The 17431-nt window shown below is 68.9% G+C and carries 17 protein-coding genes; 3 read left to right on the forward strand and 14 right to left on the reverse strand.

All coding sequences use genetic code 11. The features are described 5' to 3' along the window. Positions 1-81 precede the first annotated feature (81 nt). Both ACT54X_RS14600 and ACT54X_RS14605 read left to right on the forward strand, forming a co-directional pair. Positions 82-828 carry a Crp/Fnr family transcriptional regulator gene (locus ACT54X_RS14600; RefSeq protein ID WP_294374468.1) on the forward strand — a complete coding sequence of 249 codons (747 nt, stop codon included), beginning with the start codon at positions 82-84 and terminating at the stop codon, positions 826-828. Positions 829-832: 4 nt separating this feature from the next. Beyond that, complete coding sequence (locus tag ACT54X_RS14605; protein ID WP_476347237.1) at positions 833-1711, forward strand: EAL domain-containing protein; 879 nt, start codon at positions 833-835, stop codon at positions 1709-1711. A 6-nt stretch (positions 1712-1717) separates the two neighbouring features. Here the strand turns inward: ACT54X_RS14605 and ACT54X_RS14610 are convergent, their stop codons facing one another. Beyond that, the gene (locus tag ACT54X_RS14610; protein WP_476347239.1) at positions 1718-3250 is read right to left on the reverse strand and encodes an MFS transporter; all 1533 of its coding nucleotides are present in this window, start codon (positions 3248-3250) and stop codon (positions 1718-1720) included. 95 nt (positions 3251-3345) lie between these two features. On the opposite strand from ACT54X_RS14610, the gene ACT54X_RS14615 reads away from it, so the two are divergent. Further along, entirely contained in the window at positions 3346-4284 is a 939-nt protein-coding gene (locus ACT54X_RS14615) for a LysR family transcriptional regulator (protein WP_476347241.1), read from the forward strand. Here ACT54X_RS14615 and ACT54X_RS14620 read toward each other — a convergent pair. The 13 genes from ACT54X_RS14620 to ACT54X_RS14680 form a co-directional block, all read right to left on the reverse strand. After that, a complete protein-coding gene (locus tag ACT54X_RS14620; protein ID WP_366934732.1) occupies positions 4263-4964 on the reverse strand; it encodes a type II secretion system protein in 702 nt (233 codons plus the stop codon). The two genes, ACT54X_RS14615 and ACT54X_RS14620, sit on opposite strands and share 22 nt — an antisense overlap. Beyond that, complete coding sequence (locus ACT54X_RS14625; protein ID WP_294374480.1) at positions 4961-6082, reverse strand: type II secretion system protein; 1122 nt, start codon at positions 6080-6082, stop codon at positions 4961-4963. The genes ACT54X_RS14620 and ACT54X_RS14625 overlap by 4 nt, the downstream gene beginning before the upstream one ends. Continuing rightward, positions 6079-7116, reverse strand: coding sequence for a hypothetical protein (locus ACT54X_RS14630; protein WP_476347242.1), 1038 nt, complete (start codon positions 7114-7116; stop codon positions 6079-6081). The genes ACT54X_RS14625 and ACT54X_RS14630 overlap by 4 nt, the downstream gene beginning before the upstream one ends. Positions 7117-7135: 19 nt before the next feature. Beyond that, positions 7136-8314 carry a hypothetical protein gene (locus ACT54X_RS14635; RefSeq protein WP_294374484.1) on the reverse strand — a complete coding sequence of 393 codons (1179 nt, stop codon included), beginning with the start codon at positions 8312-8314 and terminating at the stop codon, positions 7136-7138. Positions 8315-8341: 27 nt separating this feature from the next. Next, positions 8342-9592: a type II secretion system F family protein gene (locus ACT54X_RS14640; protein ID WP_294374488.1), complete on the reverse strand. Its 1251-nt coding sequence runs from the start codon at positions 9590-9592 to the stop codon at positions 8342-8344. Further along, positions 9589-11220, reverse strand: coding sequence for a GspE/PulE family protein (locus tag ACT54X_RS14645; protein ID WP_476347244.1), 1632 nt, complete (start codon positions 11218-11220; stop codon positions 9589-9591). The genes ACT54X_RS14640 and ACT54X_RS14645 overlap by 4 nt, the downstream gene beginning before the upstream one ends. A gap of 56 nt (positions 11221-11276) precedes the next feature. Beyond that, positions 11277-11942 carry a hypothetical protein gene (locus tag ACT54X_RS14650; RefSeq protein ID WP_294374494.1) on the reverse strand — a complete coding sequence of 222 codons (666 nt, stop codon included), beginning with the start codon at positions 11940-11942 and terminating at the stop codon, positions 11277-11279. Further along, a complete protein-coding gene (locus tag ACT54X_RS14655; protein ID WP_294374496.1) occupies positions 11939-13612 on the reverse strand; it encodes a pilus (MSHA type) biogenesis protein MshL in 1674 nt (557 codons plus the stop codon). The genes ACT54X_RS14650 and ACT54X_RS14655 overlap by 4 nt, the downstream gene beginning before the upstream one ends. Next, entirely contained in the window at positions 13609-14319 is a 711-nt protein-coding gene (locus ACT54X_RS14660; protein ID WP_294374498.1) for a type II secretion system protein, read from the reverse strand. The genes ACT54X_RS14655 and ACT54X_RS14660 overlap by 4 nt, the downstream gene beginning before the upstream one ends. After that, positions 14316-14726: a hypothetical protein gene (locus ACT54X_RS14665; RefSeq protein ID WP_294374501.1), complete on the reverse strand. Its 411-nt coding sequence runs from the start codon at positions 14724-14726 to the stop codon at positions 14316-14318. The genes ACT54X_RS14660 and ACT54X_RS14665 overlap by 4 nt, the downstream gene beginning before the upstream one ends. A 212-nt stretch (positions 14727-14938) precedes the next feature. Then, positions 14939-15457 (reverse strand): hypothetical protein, encoded by a 519-nt coding sequence (locus ACT54X_RS14670; RefSeq protein WP_294374504.1) that lies wholly within the window; start codon positions 15455-15457, stop codon positions 14939-14941. A 23-nt stretch (positions 15458-15480) separates the two neighbouring features. Further along, on the reverse strand, positions 15481-16920 hold the full coding sequence (locus tag ACT54X_RS14675) for a hypothetical protein (protein WP_294374507.1): 1440 nt from the start codon (positions 16918-16920) through the stop codon (positions 15481-15483). Then, a complete protein-coding gene (locus ACT54X_RS14680) occupies positions 16917-17420 on the reverse strand; it encodes a hypothetical protein (protein WP_294374510.1) in 504 nt (167 codons plus the stop codon). Before ACT54X_RS14680 ends, ACT54X_RS14675 begins: the two co-directional genes overlap by 4 nt. Positions 17421-17431 lie beyond the last annotated feature (11 nt).

Consider the following 17431-nt stretch of genomic DNA (forward strand, 5'->3'; position numbering starts at 1 on the left):
GCCTGCCGGGCACCTCTTCCCCGAAATCCGGTTTGACGTGAAGCTGCTGCGCGGGCCGTGGCCTCGTGCAGGAGACGACTGATGTACATCCACCCTCTGCTTTCGTCGGTACCGCCCCGCGCGCGCGAGGCGCTGGTGCGGCTGATCGAGCTGCGCAACTTCCGCCGCAACGAGGTCGTCCTGAACGTGGGCGACGACATCGACGCCCTGTACTGCGTGGGCTCGGGCCTGCTGCGCGTGGTGGTGCCCGGCCCCAACGACGCGACCGTCACCACCAACTTCCTCAGCCCCGACGACCTGCACCTGGGCGCGCCCCTGGACGGCCCGAAGCAGCCGTCCGACCTGAGCCTGATCGCCGCCCTGCCCTCGTCGGTCTACGTGATGCCGCTGTGGACCCTGCGGCGGCTGTGCGAGAGCTATCCCAGTGTTCCGCTGGTGCTGATGCAGATGCAGTGCAAGCAGATGCTGGCGCTGCGCAAGCAGATCCGCCGCCGCACCACCATGTCGGCCGAACACCTGGTCGGCCGTGTGCTGCAGGAGCTCACGCAGTTGGCGCCCGAGGGCGACCATGCCTTCGACAGGCGGATCTCGCAGGGCGTGATCGCCTCCTACGCGGGGCTGTCGCGGCCCATGGTCAACAAGGTGCTCAAGGAGCTGGAGGAGCGCGGCGTGGTCCAGCGCGACGGCGACGCCGTGCATGTGCGCGACGACCTGGCCTTCAACACCGACTTCCATGCGCCGCTGGGCCCGGACGAGCTGGCGCCGCCGTCGCGCGCGCCGGATCATCCGGACAAGGATTTCCCGATCGACTTCGGGTCGCGGTTTTGATCCCATGCCCGACGCCTTCCGCCATGGTCTGCAGTCCGGTCGCCGCCGGCAGGTCCGGCCCGTGGCCGGATGGCAGGCGGATCTGGCCCACGCGCTGCAGCGCGAGGAGCTGGAGGTGCACTACCAGCCAAAGCTGCATGCCTGCGACGGCCGGCTCAGCGGCGTGGAGGCCCTGGTGCGCTGGCATCACCCCCGCGTGGGTTGGGTGCCGCCGGAGGACCTGATCGCCTTCTGCGAGCGCCACCGGCTGATCGTGCAGCTGGGCCGCTGGGTGGTGCGCGCCGTGTGCCGCCAGTTGGCGGACTGGCAGCGGACGGAAGGGCTGCGGATCGCCGCCTCCATCAACCTGTCGCCGCTGCAACTGGACAGTCCTTCGCTGGCCGACTACTTCGACGAGCAGATGCGCGAGCATGGACTGCAGCCCGACCAGCTGAGCTTCGAGATCACCGAAAGCTGGTCGCTGGCCGCGAGCGGCGCGGCCGACGACTTCTTCCGCGTGCTGCGCCAGCGCGGCTTCGGCCTGTCGATCGACGACTTCGGCTCGGGCTACTCCTCGCTCAGCCGGCTGTGGCGCGTGCCGGCGAACGAGCTGAAGATCGACGCCTACTTCGTGCAGAACGTGGCGGCCGACCCGGCCGTGCAGATCGTGGTCAAGGCCGCGGTCGACCTGGCCCATGCGCTGGGGATGCGGCTGGTGGCCGAGGGCGTCGAGACCCAGGCCCAGTGCGAGGCGCTGGTGCGCCTGGGCTGCGACGAGCTGCAGGGCTACGTGTTCAGCCCCGCGCTGCCCCCGGCCCAGCTTTCGCTGTGGGTGCGGGGGCGCATGCGGGCGGCGGACGCGCCGGCGCCGCACGGGGCTGCGCCTTCGGCGCTCATCGGCTGAATGCCATCAGGTCGCGGGGCGGGCGGCGGGCCTGCCCGCGCCGTCGGCTGCGGGCGTCAGCCGCACGGGCAGCCAGCGGGTGCACAGTCCGGCGCCCAGCACGGCCAGCCCGGCGATCAGGAAGACGGACCGCAGCCCGTGCCCATGGGCGCCGGTCAGCGCCTGCGCCACGGCCGGCGATGCGAGCCCGGCGGGCGCGGCCGCTGCCACGGCCGTGACCGTGGCCATTTCCGCCTCCACCCGGTGCACCAGCAGCGCCGCCAGCAGCGCCACGCCGCCCGCGCCGCCCAGGCTGCGCAGCATCACGGGCACGGCCGTCGCAATGCCGAGGTGCTGCACGGGCGAGGTCCGCTGCGACACCACCGTCACCACCGGAAAGACCAGCCCCAGGCCGATGCCCAGCGGCAGCAGGCCGAGCGACAGCGCCAGCGGCTGCGTCGGCCACCACTGCAGGGCACCCGCCAGCAGCACGAAGCCCAGCACCATCGACGCGCAGGCCGCGCGGGCCACGGTGACCGGCGAGCGGCGGGCACGCAGAAGGCGTCCGCTGCCGATGGCGGCGAAGGTGACGCCTGCCATCAGCGGCAGCAGGTGCCAGGCCGATCCGGTGGGCGACAGGTGCAGGCGGTCCTGCAGGTAAGGCGGCAGCAGGGCCACCGCGGCGTACAGCGCCACCCCCGAGGCCATGGCCATCAGGCTCGCGGCCCGGTAGGCCGCAGGCGCAAAGAGCGACAGCGGCAGGAGCGGATGCGCGGCCCGTTGCTGCCGCCACAGGAAGAGCGCGGCCAACGCCAGCCCGCCTGCCAGCAACGGGCCCAGCCCCAGCGCGGGCGGCAGGCCCAGCCGCCCGCGCTGCGTGGCCAGCAACAGCAGCACCAGCGCCCCGGCCAGCAGCGCACCGCCCGGCCAGTCGATGCGGGCGTCGGCCGCGTCATGCCGGCGCCCGGCCGGCAGCGTCATGGCCAGCAGGCCTGCGGCCAGCAAGGCCAGCGGCACGTTGAGCCAGAAGGCCCAGTGCCAGGTCAGGTGTTCCACCAGCGTGCCGCCCAGCAGCGGGCCGAACAGCGTCGCGATGCCGTAGGCCGCCCCGAGCAGCGACTGGAAGCGGGGCCGCTGCTCCAGCGGAAAGAGGCTGGCCACGCTGAGCATGGCCAGCGTCATCAGGCCCCCACCGCCCGCGCCCTGGACGGCGCGCGCCAGCACGAGCTGGGGCACGCTGCGGCTGGCGCCGCACGCCAGCGAACCGAGCAGGAACAGCCCCAGCGCCCACAGCAGCACGCGCCGGGCGCCCAGCAGGTCCGCCAGGCGCCCATAGAGCGTGATGACCACCGTGGCCGCCAGCAGGTACGAGGAGAAGGCCCAGGCGAGCGGCCATCGTCCGGGCAACTCGCGCGCCATCACCGGCAGCGCGGTGGACAGGATGGTCTGGTCCAGCGCCGCCATGGCCAGGGTGAGCATGAGCATCGCGAAGGCGATGCGCTGCTGGCGGGCGGGCGGGAAGTCGGACGAGGGCGACGGCACGGCAACGGGCAGCGGCATGGCGGGAGAAGCTCCGGGGATGGGCGATGCGCCGCAGTGTCCGGATGCCCGGCAATTCCGTACAGTGCAATGTCCGAAATCGATGATTTCGCCCGATGAAACAGTACGACCTCAACCTGCTGGCCGCCCTGGACGCCCTGCTGGCCACGGGCAGCGTCACGGCCGCAGCGACCCGCATGCACCTGAGCACGCCCGCCATGAGCCACACCCTGGCGCGCATCCGCGAGGTGTTCGAGGACCCGATCCTCGTTCGAGCCGGCCGCCGGCTGGTCCCCACCCCGCGCGCCCTGGCGCTGGCGGAGCCGGTGCGCCAGCTGCTGGCCCAGGCCCAGGCGCTGCGCGCCACGGCAGGACAGGACTGGCAGGCCCAGCCGCGCCGCTTCGTCGTGCGCGCGCCCGAGGGCTGGGCCGTGGCCTATGGCGTCGCGATCGCCCAGGCGCTGGCCGAACGCATGCCGCACGCCAGCCTGCAGTGGCTGCCCGAAGCACCCCACGACCCTGGCGCCCTGCGCGAAGGCCGCATCGACCTGGAGATCGGCGCCGTGCGCCGGGCCGACACCCGCGCCCAGGCCGTGCTTCTGGCCGCGCAGCCGCTGGTGGGTGCGGCGCGCGCCGGTCATCCGCTGCTCAAGGGCCGCATGACGCTGGCGCGCTACGCCGGCGCCCGCCACGTCGACACCTCGCCCCGCGCGGGCGAGCCCGCCTCCGTGGATCGCGCATTGGCCGAGGCGGGGTTGGCGCGCGACGTGGCCCTGCTGGTGCCCAGCACCTTCACGGCCCTGATCGCCGCCTCGCGCTCCGACCTGGTGGCCACCGCCTCCACCCGCACCGCCCGCAAGATGGCCGAGCCGCTCGGCCTCGCCTTGTTCAAGCTGCCGGTGGTGGTACAGACCGAGCCCACGCGCATGGCCTGGCATCCGCGCCACGAGGGTGACGAGGCGCACCGGTGGCTGCGTACCTGCGTGACGCGCGTGTTCCACGACGGGCGCAGCACGGTGCCGCCGTCCTTGGCTCAGCGCCCCAGCAGCAGGTAGCCGATCAGTTCCACGGCCTGGCCCTCGGGCGCGTCGTTGCGCCGCGCGTTGGCGTCTCCGCTCCAGGGCTGCGAGGCTGCGGAAGTGACAGCGGCCGCCAAGTCCTCGCGTAGATCGCCGAATCGGGCATCGACCCGGCCATCCATCAGCGCGTCAAAAGACATGGCGGCGGCCGGCGTCAGTCCCTCCATGCGCAGCACATGCCGCGGCGCGGTCTGGTAGCTGCCCTGGGCGGTCCCAGGGATGGACCAGGGCACCGTCACCAGACACACCCGCAATTCGTGGGGGGCACCGCTCTGGTCGGTGTACACATAGCGCTCAGGCGTCTCGGGCGCACGACCTTCGGGCAGCGCGATCCCCCTGGCAAGCATCTCGTTGACCAGCTCAATGCCGCACAGCGCTGAGTCCACGGCGCCGTTGACGGCGTACTGTGGGTTGCCTGGGTCGTCGCCGGGCTGAATGTTGTGCGTGACCGCCACATACGACAAATAGCTGGCCCGCCAGCCCAGCACGAACTCGCTGAACATGCGCTGCAGCGCGGCCTGACGGTAGATGTTGGCGCCGGACATCAGTGCGCCCAGGATCACGGAGATGACGATCAGCACGACCGAAAGCTCCACCAGGCTGAAGCCTTTCTGTGGCGAGCCATGCCGGGGGCGCGGGCGACGGGAGGTGTTCATGGGTTGCTCACCGGCTGCAGATAGAGGCCGCCAGCCAGGGACTCGTTGGCATGGTCTCTGGTGCGCTGGGCCAGCCGGGCCATGAGCGCGTCCTCGTCCCGGCGGCTCTGCAGGGCGATGGCGTTGGAGCCGGTGAGCTTTTCGATGGCGGCGGCCACACCCATTGCCCTGGCTGCAACATAGCTCAGATGGACACCGACATCCGTTGTCGCGGTGGCGCAGGCCAGCTTCGCCTCCGCCGAAGCGCTGAGTTGCCCGGGACTTGCCGTCCCTGCAGCGTCATCTGCGTCGATGCTCGTCACGTTGGAGCAGTTCATCGCCGCATCCTGGAGCTTCGACGGGATCCGCAGTTGCTGGGTGACGAAGTCGAGAACCGCGAAGACGAATGCGGCCAGTGCGGCTTCGTTGTTGAGCTCGGCGATCTCCAGCTGCTCGCCAGCGGCGATCCGCATCATCTGTGCGGCCACGGCCGCATCCTTGTGAGCGCGAGCCGCGCCGCCGACGACTGCGCCGCAGTGCAGCAGTTGCCATAGATTGGCCGCCGTGCGCGCACGGGCGATGCTCGACCGGCTGGTGGCGTCGGCGGCAGCGGGATCCCGATCCGACTTCAGCGGGCTTTGCACCTCGTAGGCAAGGGCCAGGTTCGAAGCCAGCGCACGTCCAAGCGTTGCGCAGCGCTGGGCCACGCGGTCGCCCCCGTCGAACTGGATGGTGGAAAAGGTCCGGCCGTCGAGCTCGAACACATCGATGGCCCCGGGGGGGCGCATATGCAGCCCGTCGGCGCCCAGGGTGTACTTGAGAGCTCCGGCGCCGGCGTCCGGCAGGCCGATGGTTCGCCACGGGACATAGCCCTGGATCGTGCTGCAGTCCTCAAGTCCTTTTTCATTGGACGCGGGACAGGGAAGTCGGGCATTGCGCACGAGATAGCTGACCAATGCTTGATCGGCGCGACTCGTCATGTCGGTTTCGGACTCGGCCAGGCTTGCCGAGAGAAATCCTTGCTGAAGCTTCCAGGCTGCGATCGTGAGTACGCCGAGGATGGCGAGGGCGATTGCGACTTCGAGAATGGTGACGCCTGTTTGAAACGCCCGCCTTGCAGATTGGAGATTCCGTGTCATGGCGTGAGCCCCAATGCCAGGTAATGGTTCAGCTCTCGCTCGGTGTCTTCAAGGGCCAATGCCACGATGCCCTCCTTGGTCTGAGCGTCATTGATGGCGGCAACGAGCGTGGCCTGCAGCGCCGGCCACTTGTCCAGGGTCTGCACGACCAATGCGATGGTGGTGGCCAGTTGCGCCTGCGATGAGGCATAGATCAGCACCGCCGCCGCGAAGATCGCTTCATCGTCGTAGGGCTTTTTTCCGCCGTGCCCGAGAACGAGCTCTGCTTCGTCCACCACCAGGATCGCCTGCGTCACCAGCAACTGCGCCAGTCCCAGCGCCGACTCGTCCATCTGGGCTTGCGCGACTTGCAGGTCCACTCGCTTGTGCTGCGTATTGGCCTTCGCCAGTTCGAACATGTCCAGGAGTGCCCATCTGTATTTCGTCGCGGACGCCGTGCGGGCGATTCGGTCCGGGCAGCCAAGTGCAGTGAACAGTTCGGTCGGCGAAATGCCGCGCGAGAAGCGTCCTTGCACTTCCCGCGCGTGGGCCAGTTCGGTGCCTGGCAGCGCAACGTCCGCGACACTGCTTCCCGTGGCCGCCGAAGAGGAGTACTCCAGGACGACGGCAACACTCACCGAGTCGGCTCCCGATCCAAGGTCCAGCAATTCGCCTTTGCCCGCCTGGGCAAGCTTCAGACAGAAGTCCAGGCCAGGCGATGCCTTGGCGTCTGAAACCAGGCCATGGGGGGTGTAGTGGCTGGCGGGAATGCTGGTGAGCGCGGGTGCCACGTAATACCTGATGCGATTGCCACCACCGCTCGGTGCAAGAGCAGAAGGCAGCCATCCATCGTCGGAGGTGGGAAGACGCGCATTGGCGCTTGCATATCCGGTCAGTGTGGCGTGGGCCTGTTCCAGGATCCGCCGCTGCTGGGTCTGGTCGCCGTGCATGCCATCCGGGCGCAACCACTGGCTGATTGCCGCCACGATGGCCCCGCCCACCATGACGGCGACCAAAGCGTCAACCAGCGCAAAACCCGTGTTCTTCTCTTTCATGGCGTTCAGTGGACGTTGCTTAGAGGGACGGAACCACATTGATCTGAGGCCCGCGTCTGTCCACGGCTTCCAGCACGGTCTTTTGCTCTTGCCAGAGATCGATGGCCTGATAGCGTGCCAACCGGACCGACGCCTGTATCAGATTGGCGTTCGCTTGCGCAATGCGAGTGATGAAGACGGCCTCTTCCCGCGCAGCCGAAATGGCTTCCATCGAGGCCTTGGTGGCCGCCCCTTCCTGAATACCGGCTGCGACACAGGCCGGGATATAAAGCAACGCGCACAGCGCGGCATCCTTCGCTGCCGCTGCGGTGATTCCCTCGACGACCTTTTCTCGCTGCTCGAACTGCTTCTTGAAGACGCGCAGTCCGGCGTGCTCCCAGGTGGCGAGCGAGTTGATCTGCGGCCACAGCGTCAGCTCCGTGAAGTGCGCCACGGCCGATTCGCGCACTGCGGGCATCTCGTCGTTCCAGGCATGCGCCATGGTCAACACGTTCAGGGCATTGATCTGGGTGGCGCAGGATTCGCTGCGCGCAAGACCACGCACCTTGCGCATCTGTACGCGCTCGGTGTAGGTCGGGGTCCGTTCTTGGCCCGGGCTTTCGAGGTGGGCGTCGGCGTCGGTGTTGGCACCGGTGAAGCCCGCGGCGCCCGGCGCGGCCAGCCCATAGACGTCCATCCCGGCGCTGATCTCGTCCGCGGGCAATCCTCCATCGATGCCCCCGAGCCCGCTCTGCAGGGCCGCCAGCTCACGACACAGGTCATGGCCGTTGGAGATATGCGCGAAGTTCGTGGGGTCTGCAGGAAACACATCCGCCACTTTCATGAGGCGCGGTGTGGCCAGGTAGCGCAGCCCGATCACGTCGCCCGACAGCGGGCTGGAAGCGTATGCCCCGGCCACATCGGCGGGAAAGAAGCCCTTCTGCCGGCCACTCGCGCAGTCCTCGGCGCCGCCTCGATGGGCCGCCGGACAGGGCAGCCTCGCGTGGGTAGACGCGAAGGCCTCCACGATGGCATCGGCCTGCGCCAGCAACTGGTCCTGGCCAAGGCGCGAGGAGGATTGCGTCAGTGTGGAGGCGGCGTAGTACGCGGCAAACCCGGCAAAGCTCAGCAGGGTGGCCAAGGCAGCAACCGCCACCAGGGCGATGCCCTTTTCCCGGGTTCGAACCCGCATCGGACGCTTGGAATGGGGCATGGTCATGATGTCAGGGGCACCGAAGAAACCGCCTCAGCGGCGGATCGTCATCGCCTGTCCGATGAGGTCGTAGACCGGCAACACGAGGGCTGCGACGAACAGGATCAGCAGTGCGCCGGCGACGAGCACGATGACGGGCTTGATGATCTCGGCCAACGAGGCCACCACGCGTTCGAGCCTTCGGCGGAAGTCGGCGGCCAGGTGCTGCAGTTGCCGGTCGAGGGTGCCCGACTCTTCGCCCACGCCGATGACGCGTACCACCAGGGCTGGAAAGCCGCCCACTCGCCGCATCGCACTCGACAGGCGTTCGCCGCGCTCGACGTACTGGCGCACGAGCACGAGCCGCTCGCGGTAGTACAGGTCGTGCGTGGAGCGCTCGAGCACGCTCAGGCTGTGGACCACGTCGATGCCGGCGCGCAGCATCAGGGCCAGGTATTCGGAGATGAAGGCCAGGCCGCTTGCCGTGCTCAACGTGCGTGCCACGGGCAGGGCGTGGAAGGCCCGAAACGCCCATGTGCGAAAGGATGCGCTGGCGCTCCAGCCCACCACCCCGACGACGAGGAGTGCCACCGCGGCGCCGAGCACCCAGCCGATGTTGCGGCCCAGCCATCCGGAGGCGTCGATCACGGCCACGGTCAGCGGCGGCAGCTTGGCGTGGAACTGCTTGAACAGCAGCGCCAGATTCGGAATGACGTAATACAGCCAGAAGGCCGCGGCCGCGAAGATCGCCGCAAAGACGAAGGCCGGGTAGATCAGCGCCTGTCGCGAGCCTTGCTTGAGTTGCACCAGGCGGTCGAGGTGGTCGGCAGCTTCCTGCAGCATGCGGTCCATGGCGCCGGTTTCGTCGCCGATCCGCGCCAGATTGCGCACGGGTTCGCTGAAGATGGCGGGCTGCCGGTCGAAGGCCTGGCTGAGCGTCGCGCCGGCGCGCAGGTCGCTCAGGATCCGGTCGGCCACCTTGATGAAAGTCTTGTTGCCTGCGCCGGCGTCCTCCGCCAGCACCGTCACCGCATCCACAATGGGCACACCGGCCCCGCTCATCACCGCCAGGTCGCGCAGCATGGCCGCCACTTCCTTTTCCGGCAGCGTGAGCGCGAACAGGCCCATGATGGACTGCCCGCACGAGACCGCCCAGGCGGGCACGGGCGTCAACAGCAGGATCAGGCCGTTGAACTCGGCCTCCAGGCGGTCGCGCGCCAGCACGTGGTCGTTTTCCGCGAACTGCCGTGCGCCGGAGCGCACGACACCCTGACCATCGACCAGACGATAGAAATACCAGCTCATGGGCCGATCCCCATGGCCCGCTCCACTTCCTCGCAGGTGGTGACGCCTTCGGCGATGCGTCGCTTCGCACTGGTGTCGATGGTCTGGAAGCCGCCGGCTTGGGCGGCCGCGCGTAGAGCCGACCGCGGGGCATCGGTGGCAATGAGGTCGGCCAGCGGTTGCGACACGGTGAGCATTTCGTACACCGGCACACGGCCGAAGAAGCCGGTACCGCGGCACAGCGGGCAACCCGGCCCGTGCATGCCGGCCGATCCATGCGGCAGGCCCAGCCACTCGCTCTGGTGCGCGGTAAAGGGCAAGGGCACGCTGCACGCGGGGCAGTTGCGCCGCACCAGCCGCTGGTTGACAACCATCAGCAGGTTCTCCGCCAGCACCTGCGGTCGGGCGCCCAGCAGATTGAGCCGCGACAGCACGCCAATGGCCGTCGTCACATGCAGTGTGGACAGCACGAGATGCCCTGTGGTGGCCGCATCGAGCGCAGCCGCGACCGTCTCGGCATCGCGCATCTCGCCGACCAGCATCACGTCGGGGTCGTGCCTCAGAAAGTGGCGCAGCGCCACATGGAAGTCATAGCCGGCCTTGCGGTTCACCTCCGTCTGTCCCGCGACCGGCACGCGGTACTCGATGGGGTCTTCAACGGTGAGCACGTTGCGCTCGATCAGCCGCTGCATGCGCAGGCCCGCATGCAGGGTGCTGCTCTTGCCCGAACCGGTTGGGCCGGTAATGACGACCAGTCCGGAAGGTGCCTGCATGGCGGCGCCGATGCGTTGTGCGTCTTCTTCGTAGAAACCCAGTTCGACCAGCCCCTTGAGGTCATGGCTCTCGGGAAGAAGCCGCATGACAAGCCGCTCGCCGAGGTCGGTCACGATGGTCGACAGGCGGATCGAGTAGGGAACGTCGGCGATCCGCGCGCGAAAGCTGCCGTCCTGCGGGCGCCGCTTTTCCGAGATGTCCATCTCGGCCAGCAGCTTGACGTAGCTGACCATGCGCATCAGCCCGGTGGGCAGCGCATAGGCGGGATGCAACACGCCGTCGACGCGGAAGAGTACATGGGCGCTGGCCGGCCCCGGAACCACATGGATGTCGGTCGCGCGCTCCTGCACCGCCAGATGCAGCAGGTGGTCGAGGAAGGTGGCGGGGCTGCGCGTGCCTTCCTGGTCGAGGGCGAGCTGACGGATCTCCTGGTCCACCAGATGCGCGACGGGATGTTGGGCAAAGACGAAGCAGTCGCGGATCAGCGCGCGCACGCGCGAGAACTCGCCGACGACGAAGCGGCAGCGCAGGCCGCATCTGCGCAGCACCAGTTGGGCCACGTCGGCTGGCCAGGTGTCGCCGAGGAGCAGGACCAGCCCGGGGCCTTCGCGACGCAGGGGCAGGAATTGCGCGGCCATGCACATGTCTTGGCTGAAGAGGGCCAGCACGGCGGCATCGGGAGGGCCGATCTGCTCCGTGCGCACGAAGTCGCAGCCGAGCAACGCGGCCAGGGCCTCGCAAACGTCGCGCTCGCGGGCCAGGCCGTTATCGATCAGGACGTGCCAAAGCGGCTTGGCCTCGACACGCTGTTTCTGGCGCGCGTACTCCATTTGTACGGACGACAGGGCGCCGCGCTCCTGCAGCAGCGTCGACATGCGCGCGCTCAGCTGCTCCAGCAGCTCCGCGGAGCGGGGGGCGGCCGTCACGGCATTCATGGCTGAGGCTGTGCCGGCGGACGGTGCTGGATCTGACGCAGCAGCGCATCCACCGTGGCCGATGAGGGATGCAGCAGCTTCATCCTGCGCAGCCGCTCGGCGGCTGCGGCCCGCTGTCCCTGGCGGGCATCGATCAGCGCCAGGTTGAGCTGCGACTGCAGATCGTCCGGCAGTCGCATCGATATCTTCTGTTGGAGGCCGCGGGCGGCATCCCAGTGTCCATGGGCCTGTTCGAGCCAGGCACGGCGGCGCAGTAGGGCCAGGTTGTCCTCGGGCACCAGTTCCTTCAGGGCGTTGATGGCCTGCCCGGCCAGGTCGAGGTCTTCCGCGCGCTGGGCGGTGTCGAAGAGGTCCAGCGCCTGACTGACCTGGGTCTCGCGCGGGATGCGGCGAGGGTCCCGGGTGGGGGACTGTGCGGCCGTCGTGCGCGTGCGGGCATCGCGTGCGCCATCGGCGCGCGGCGCGCCGGTCGGCGTCGAGGGCCTCGCGATGATGGCCGGCGCTGCGGCGGCGGCCTTCACGCCGATGGGCGCCGGCTGCGCATCGTCGGGCGCCTCCGCCAAGACGGGACCTGTGCACAGGCCAGCCATCAGAACCAGGTAGGCGGTCGCATTAAGGCTGCGCAGCCAGGGCCGGCGGGTCGTGAGCGAGTGGTTCTTCATAGCAGCGTCGCCTTCAGCACCAGCACGAGCTCTCGGCTGGTCTGGCCGTTGTTGGTCTGATCGAAGAGCGCTCCGACGGCGGGTGTGTCGCTCAAGCCGGGAACGCCGTTCGCGTTGACGTCGGTGGCCTGGTCGGCCAGGCCACCGAGCACGACCACATCGCCGCTGTTGACGGCCAGCGTGGTGGCAGCGCTCTTCGAGTCGACCACGGGGAGGGTCACCGAATTGCCCTGCCCCAGATTGACAAGCGCAAGCGTGTTGGGCCGCACGATCGACTGCAGCGGATGCACGAACAACTCGATCGATCCGTCCTCGCGGATGGCGGGCGTCAGGCCCACCATCAGGCCGGAGAAGAGCGAGCTGGTCTCGGTGCTGTAGGCGGTGACGGCCTGGTTTCCGGTGGCGGTGGTATTGGCCGTGACCTTGGAGACGTAGCGGTAGTTGGTCCCGGCGCTCACGAAGGCCGGCTCGCCGCTGCGCGCCCGCAGTGTGGGGTTGGAGATCAGCTTGACCGTCCCGTAGGTGCGCAGCGCATTGGCCACGGCGGACACGCCCCCCGAACTGAAGGCCAGCCCGCCGCCTCCGCTTCCTCCGCCTGGAGCCTGCCCGAGCAATTGCTCGGGAATGCGCAGTGCGCGGGTCACCCCCGTGCTGCCGTTGGGAAAGGTGGTCCGGGCAGCTTCCAGCGCCAGTTGCTGGGCCCCGGAGGTCAGGGCCAGCTTGCTGGACAGGCTGGTCCAGTCGATGCCGAGCCGATAGCGCTGGCTGAGCGAGACATCGATGATCTGCATGTCGATCTGTACCTGCCGACGCCGCACGGCATTGACCTGCGCGAGGAATTCCGACACTTGTCGTACGCGCGATGGACGAGCCCGCACGAACAACGTCTGGCTGCGGCGGTCGAGGGTGACGACCGGCTTGACGGAACCTTCCTCGGAGTTCTTGCCATCTGCAGGGTCCAGCGCGATGGCCTCGATCGATGCGAGCAGCGTGTCGAAGGCATCCTCCTTCATGCCGACATCGCCGCTCACGCGGATGGTGCCGCGCAGCGCGCGCTGCGCGTCGCGCTCGCCGCCGTCCGCACCCAGCACGTCTCCGCCGGAGAGGATGTTGAGCGCCACCTTGCTGCCCAGCAGGTCGACTGGAAACAGGCGCTGCTCGACGGCCGAGAAGCGGATCGTGTTGCCCTGGCGTGTGTCGTGCAGGTCGAACAGGCGTGCCACCGCGTCCATGGCCTCCGAGGCCGAGACCTTGTTGAGGTACAGGCTGGCCCGTTGCGGCGAGGCCAGCACTTGCGGGTCGATCACCAGGTTGAAGCCCAGATCCTTGGCAATGGCCCAGAGGAACTGCTCGGCCCGCGCCTCGTACATGTCGATGCTGACGACCCTCTCCTCCAGCGGTTCGCGCGTCACAGGCAGGAAGGCGGGCAACTGGGCTGCCGGCTGGGCGGATTCCTGGAACTGGGCCCGCATTGCCTCGGTCCCAGCGGCCACCTGCTGCGACTCGGTCAGCACCTGCTGTGCGGCGTTGGCCATCATGGCGGGATCGTTGCCGGGTGCGGTTTCCTGTCCCAGGAAAGCCGACTTGCCCGAGACGCAGCCCGACAGTACCAGGCACAGCAGGTCGGCGGCCAGGAAGCCGGTGAGGGAGAGCGCGCGTGAAGGGGTCATGTTCTGTCGGAGAAGACGGCCAGCAGGCCTGCTGCGGTTTCGCTGGACATGGGGGCCGAGAGCGGGAAGCAGGGCCGCTCCGTGGGGAGATCGCGGCCCTCGGGCTGCACGGGCACGCGCAACGCAAAGGCCGCATTGGCCTGTGCTGCGGCGCAGCCCGCTGGCGTGGGCGCGATATGCGGTTGCTCGCCGCCGAAGGGCTGCGCCGCGGCGATCTTGAGTGCACGCACGAAGGCCTGGTCGGGCCCGGCCGTGCCCGTCTGGTCGGGCCGGACGAGATCGACGGCGGAGGACCGGAAGACTGCATAGCGCGGACGCGTCTCCAGCATGGCCGGGTCCGAGCGGTCGGCCATTTCGAGGGCAACGATCGGCAGCCACCCCTGCCGCGTGCCGGACGCGCAGGTTCCTTCGAGCCCATTGCCGATGAGATCGGGACAGGGCAGTCGCCGGTTGGCCCGGGCGAAGGCGATCACAGCCTCTCGCGCAGCGCTGGCCTGCGACTGCGCGGCCACCGATTGGCCGGAGGTGTTCATCAGATGCAGCCAGCGCAGGCCAGAGACGGCGATCAGGGCGGCGATGACGAGCACCAGGGCCAGTTCGACGACCGTGAAGCCCTGCGCAAGGCCGCGCGTACCTGCCTCGCGATCCGAGACGTGTCGGGCATTCCCCCGCTCCCCCGCCGTGCGACGCACGGGTTGCCGCGTCACGGACGGCTCCTCGTCTCGGACGGCGCCTGTCGCGGTGTGGCGGTGCCGACGCTCAGGCGCGTCGCGAGCGTCTGCAGTTCGCGGGTCTTCGCTGCCAACTGCGAGCGCTCGGCTTCGGACAGCGCGGAGCCCTTCTTGCGCAGGGGCTCCATCTCCTGCGTGAGCCGCTGCATCTGTGCGACGACAACGAGGTTGTCGCGCAGCCGACCGATGTCCACGCCGCCGATGGTCTTCATGCCGGACGTCCGCTCCAGATCGGCCAGCGCCTGCTCCAGCTTGAGCGGGTCCGTGTCGTTGGCGTCGCGCATGCGCTGCAGCCGCGCATTGATCTGCTCAAGGGCATTGACGCGATCCGTGGCAGGACCAGACGCGGTCGGGGCGGCGGTATCGCGGCCCTCGGCGGGCATTGCGGAGCTTTCCTGCTTCGGCGTGGTATCGATGGCGCGGGGGCCGACGGATACCGGTTCGGACGCCTTCTGTGGCGTGGGCACAGAAGGCGCTGGTGCGGGACTGCTCGCCGGCGGGGCCTCCGCCTGTGGCCCCGAGGGTGCCAGCAGGTAGCCGCCGGCTGCCCCCAGCAGCAAGAGCCCCGCTGCCGCCACGAGCCAACGTGTCGCCCTCATTTCGGCTTCCTTTCCTTGCCATCGATGGCATAGGTGTTGAGGACCGGCAGCCGGGTGACCTCGCCCGAGGGTCCCGTCAGGGCAATCGCACCCCGATGGATGGCCGTCACGGTACTGCCGTCCTCCAGGACCTGACCTGGGCGCACCACCTTGTCGTCGATGACCGCGACGCCACCTGCCCTACCCTCCCGCACCAGCACGAGGTTCAAGCGGGGCGCTGCCGTCGGCTGAGCGGCTTCGCCTGCGCCGACCGTTGTGCGAGTCGGGCTCGCGTTCGAACGCGCGGCACGGATCGGCAGGGCTGCGGCGGCCAGGGGCTGAAGGCCCTCCAGTTTTGCGACTTCCGCGAGGGCGGCGTTCGACATGCCCGGGGTGGGCGCTGCAACCATCCCCTTTGCGGGCACCGCCGCGGGCGCTGGGCCGGGACGGCCCGCCGAAGCGGGACCGAGCCCTGCACCGACAGACAGCGCCCCCAGTGCAGCGACCTCCACGCCCAGCACGGCGATCAGCAGCAAGGGTGCCCAGCGGCGCTGGAACATCACGACCGCACCCCCGGCGCACGGTTGGATTCACCCGTGGGTTGGAGTTCGTAGGTGAAATCGATGCGCTTTTGGCGCTGCGCGGCACGCGTGGCGCCGTCGCCCGGCACGGCCTTGAAGCCCTGCTGCGCCAGGTCCGCCAGAAACTGCGCCAGCACCTCATGGTCGGGCCGGCCCGAGGCGGGGTCGAGGTTGGCATCGACATAGACCCGCAGGCGTGCCGGCCTCGCGCTGGTCGCTGCGGTGACGCCACGTGCCGGCCCCGGTGTCGCCGTGTTCTCCTGTGCTTTCTCCGGTGCCACCGTGTAGACCCGGTTCACCCGCACGCCTTTGTCCGAGGCAAGGCGCAGTGCCTGCAGCATCTGGACGATGTCCACATTCGCGCGGGCGTCTGCCAGCTTGCCGACCCAGGCAGCCGTGGCCGCATAGGTGGTTTCCAATGAGTCGTCGGCCCGGTGCCTGGCGATGGCTTCTTCGATGACGATGGCCTGGGCCAGCCTGGCCTGGTTGGCCACCTCGCCCCGGTGGGCAAGCAGGCCGAGCGCCGCCGACGCGGTGAGCGTCAGCGAGGCCAGCACCCAGGCAGCGCGCGTGGCAGCGGGCAGTGCCTGATCGGCCCGCAGGGCCCAACGCTGTGCCGCGGGATTGGCCGCCAGGCCTACATGAAAGTGCAGGCCGAGCTGCGGGATGCTCGACACGAAGCTGAGGTCACCACGGTGCGCTCGACTCACGGGCGCATGCACGAGCGGCACCTTCAGCCGATCCGCGACAAGGGTGGCAAGGGGGCCATCGGCATCGGCCTGATCCGATAACCGGTCGGCGGGGGCCAGGCGCGTGTACCAGGTGAGCGAATGCAGTGCTGTGCCGCGCGTCGGATCCTGGGCGCTCAGCTCGGCCAGCGCTCCATCGGCCAGCAGTTCGAGAGTCGCGCGGAGTTCGGCGGGATCGTCGCTGAAGGCCTGCACGCCCAGATGGACGGGCCGGCCTTCCACATTCGCCAGGAATGTGAAACGGCTGCCACTGCGAAAAACCAGGGCCTCGCCCGCTGGCAGGCTGCGCCAAAGCAGGGCGGCGACTGGTACCAAGGCGACGTTGAAGCGCTGCGCCTGGGTCCAGGCAAGCAGTTCGCGCCAGCGCCGGCCCGGCATGGCTGTGCTCAGCACGTCATAGTGACGGTCTTCGCGGCGGACGGTGTGACAGAACACCTCGGGCGGTTCATCCATCAATCCCGTGCTGCGGATCTGGCGGGCCAGCAGGCCCGCCGCATGCCTCGGATCGCCGGTCAGCCGCGTGAACTGGACCACTGCGTCGTCCAAGTCGACGATCAGCAACGTGTCCGCGCCAATGTCGACGCTGGCGTCCTCCACGTGCAGCACGCCGCCCTCCATCCACTCCCGAGCGGAGTGGATCAGGCTGGCCACGTTCCACAACGGCTTCACGGCGCCACCCGGAAGTAGGCTCGGCCCCGCAGCGCCATGACCAGTTCCTGCGGCGCGGCGATGCCCTCGCCGAAGATCGACGCTGCGGCTTCGCTGGCCATCAGGTCGAAGTCTTCCAGGGCAAAGACATGGCCATCGAAGGTCTGGGCCTGTGCCAGCAGGCGGGCGGCTTCGGCCGGGCCGACGCGGATGGGCCCCGTGTCCACCGATCTTTCGGACCATTGCCCGGGCGCAAGCCGATTTGCCTCCACCTGCTGCAGGAATTCGGACGAAGCCCGAGCTCGTTCCCTCTGCGCCGCGACTTGCTGCTCTGCGACTTTTGCAGATTCGAGCCGGCGGGTCGTCGTTAGATCGGAGGCGGACGCGTTTTTCCAGAAGGAAATAGAAGTCCAGAGCGCAAGGCATGAGAAAAAAAGCAAAAGACAGGCGGCAATACCGCCGAGCAGCGGATTCCTGCCCCGAACCGCTGCCGAAAACAATTGCCCCGACTTGTTATTCATCGCGAAAGCCA

This window comes from Pseudacidovorax sp. DMC4 (assembly GCF_056314265.1).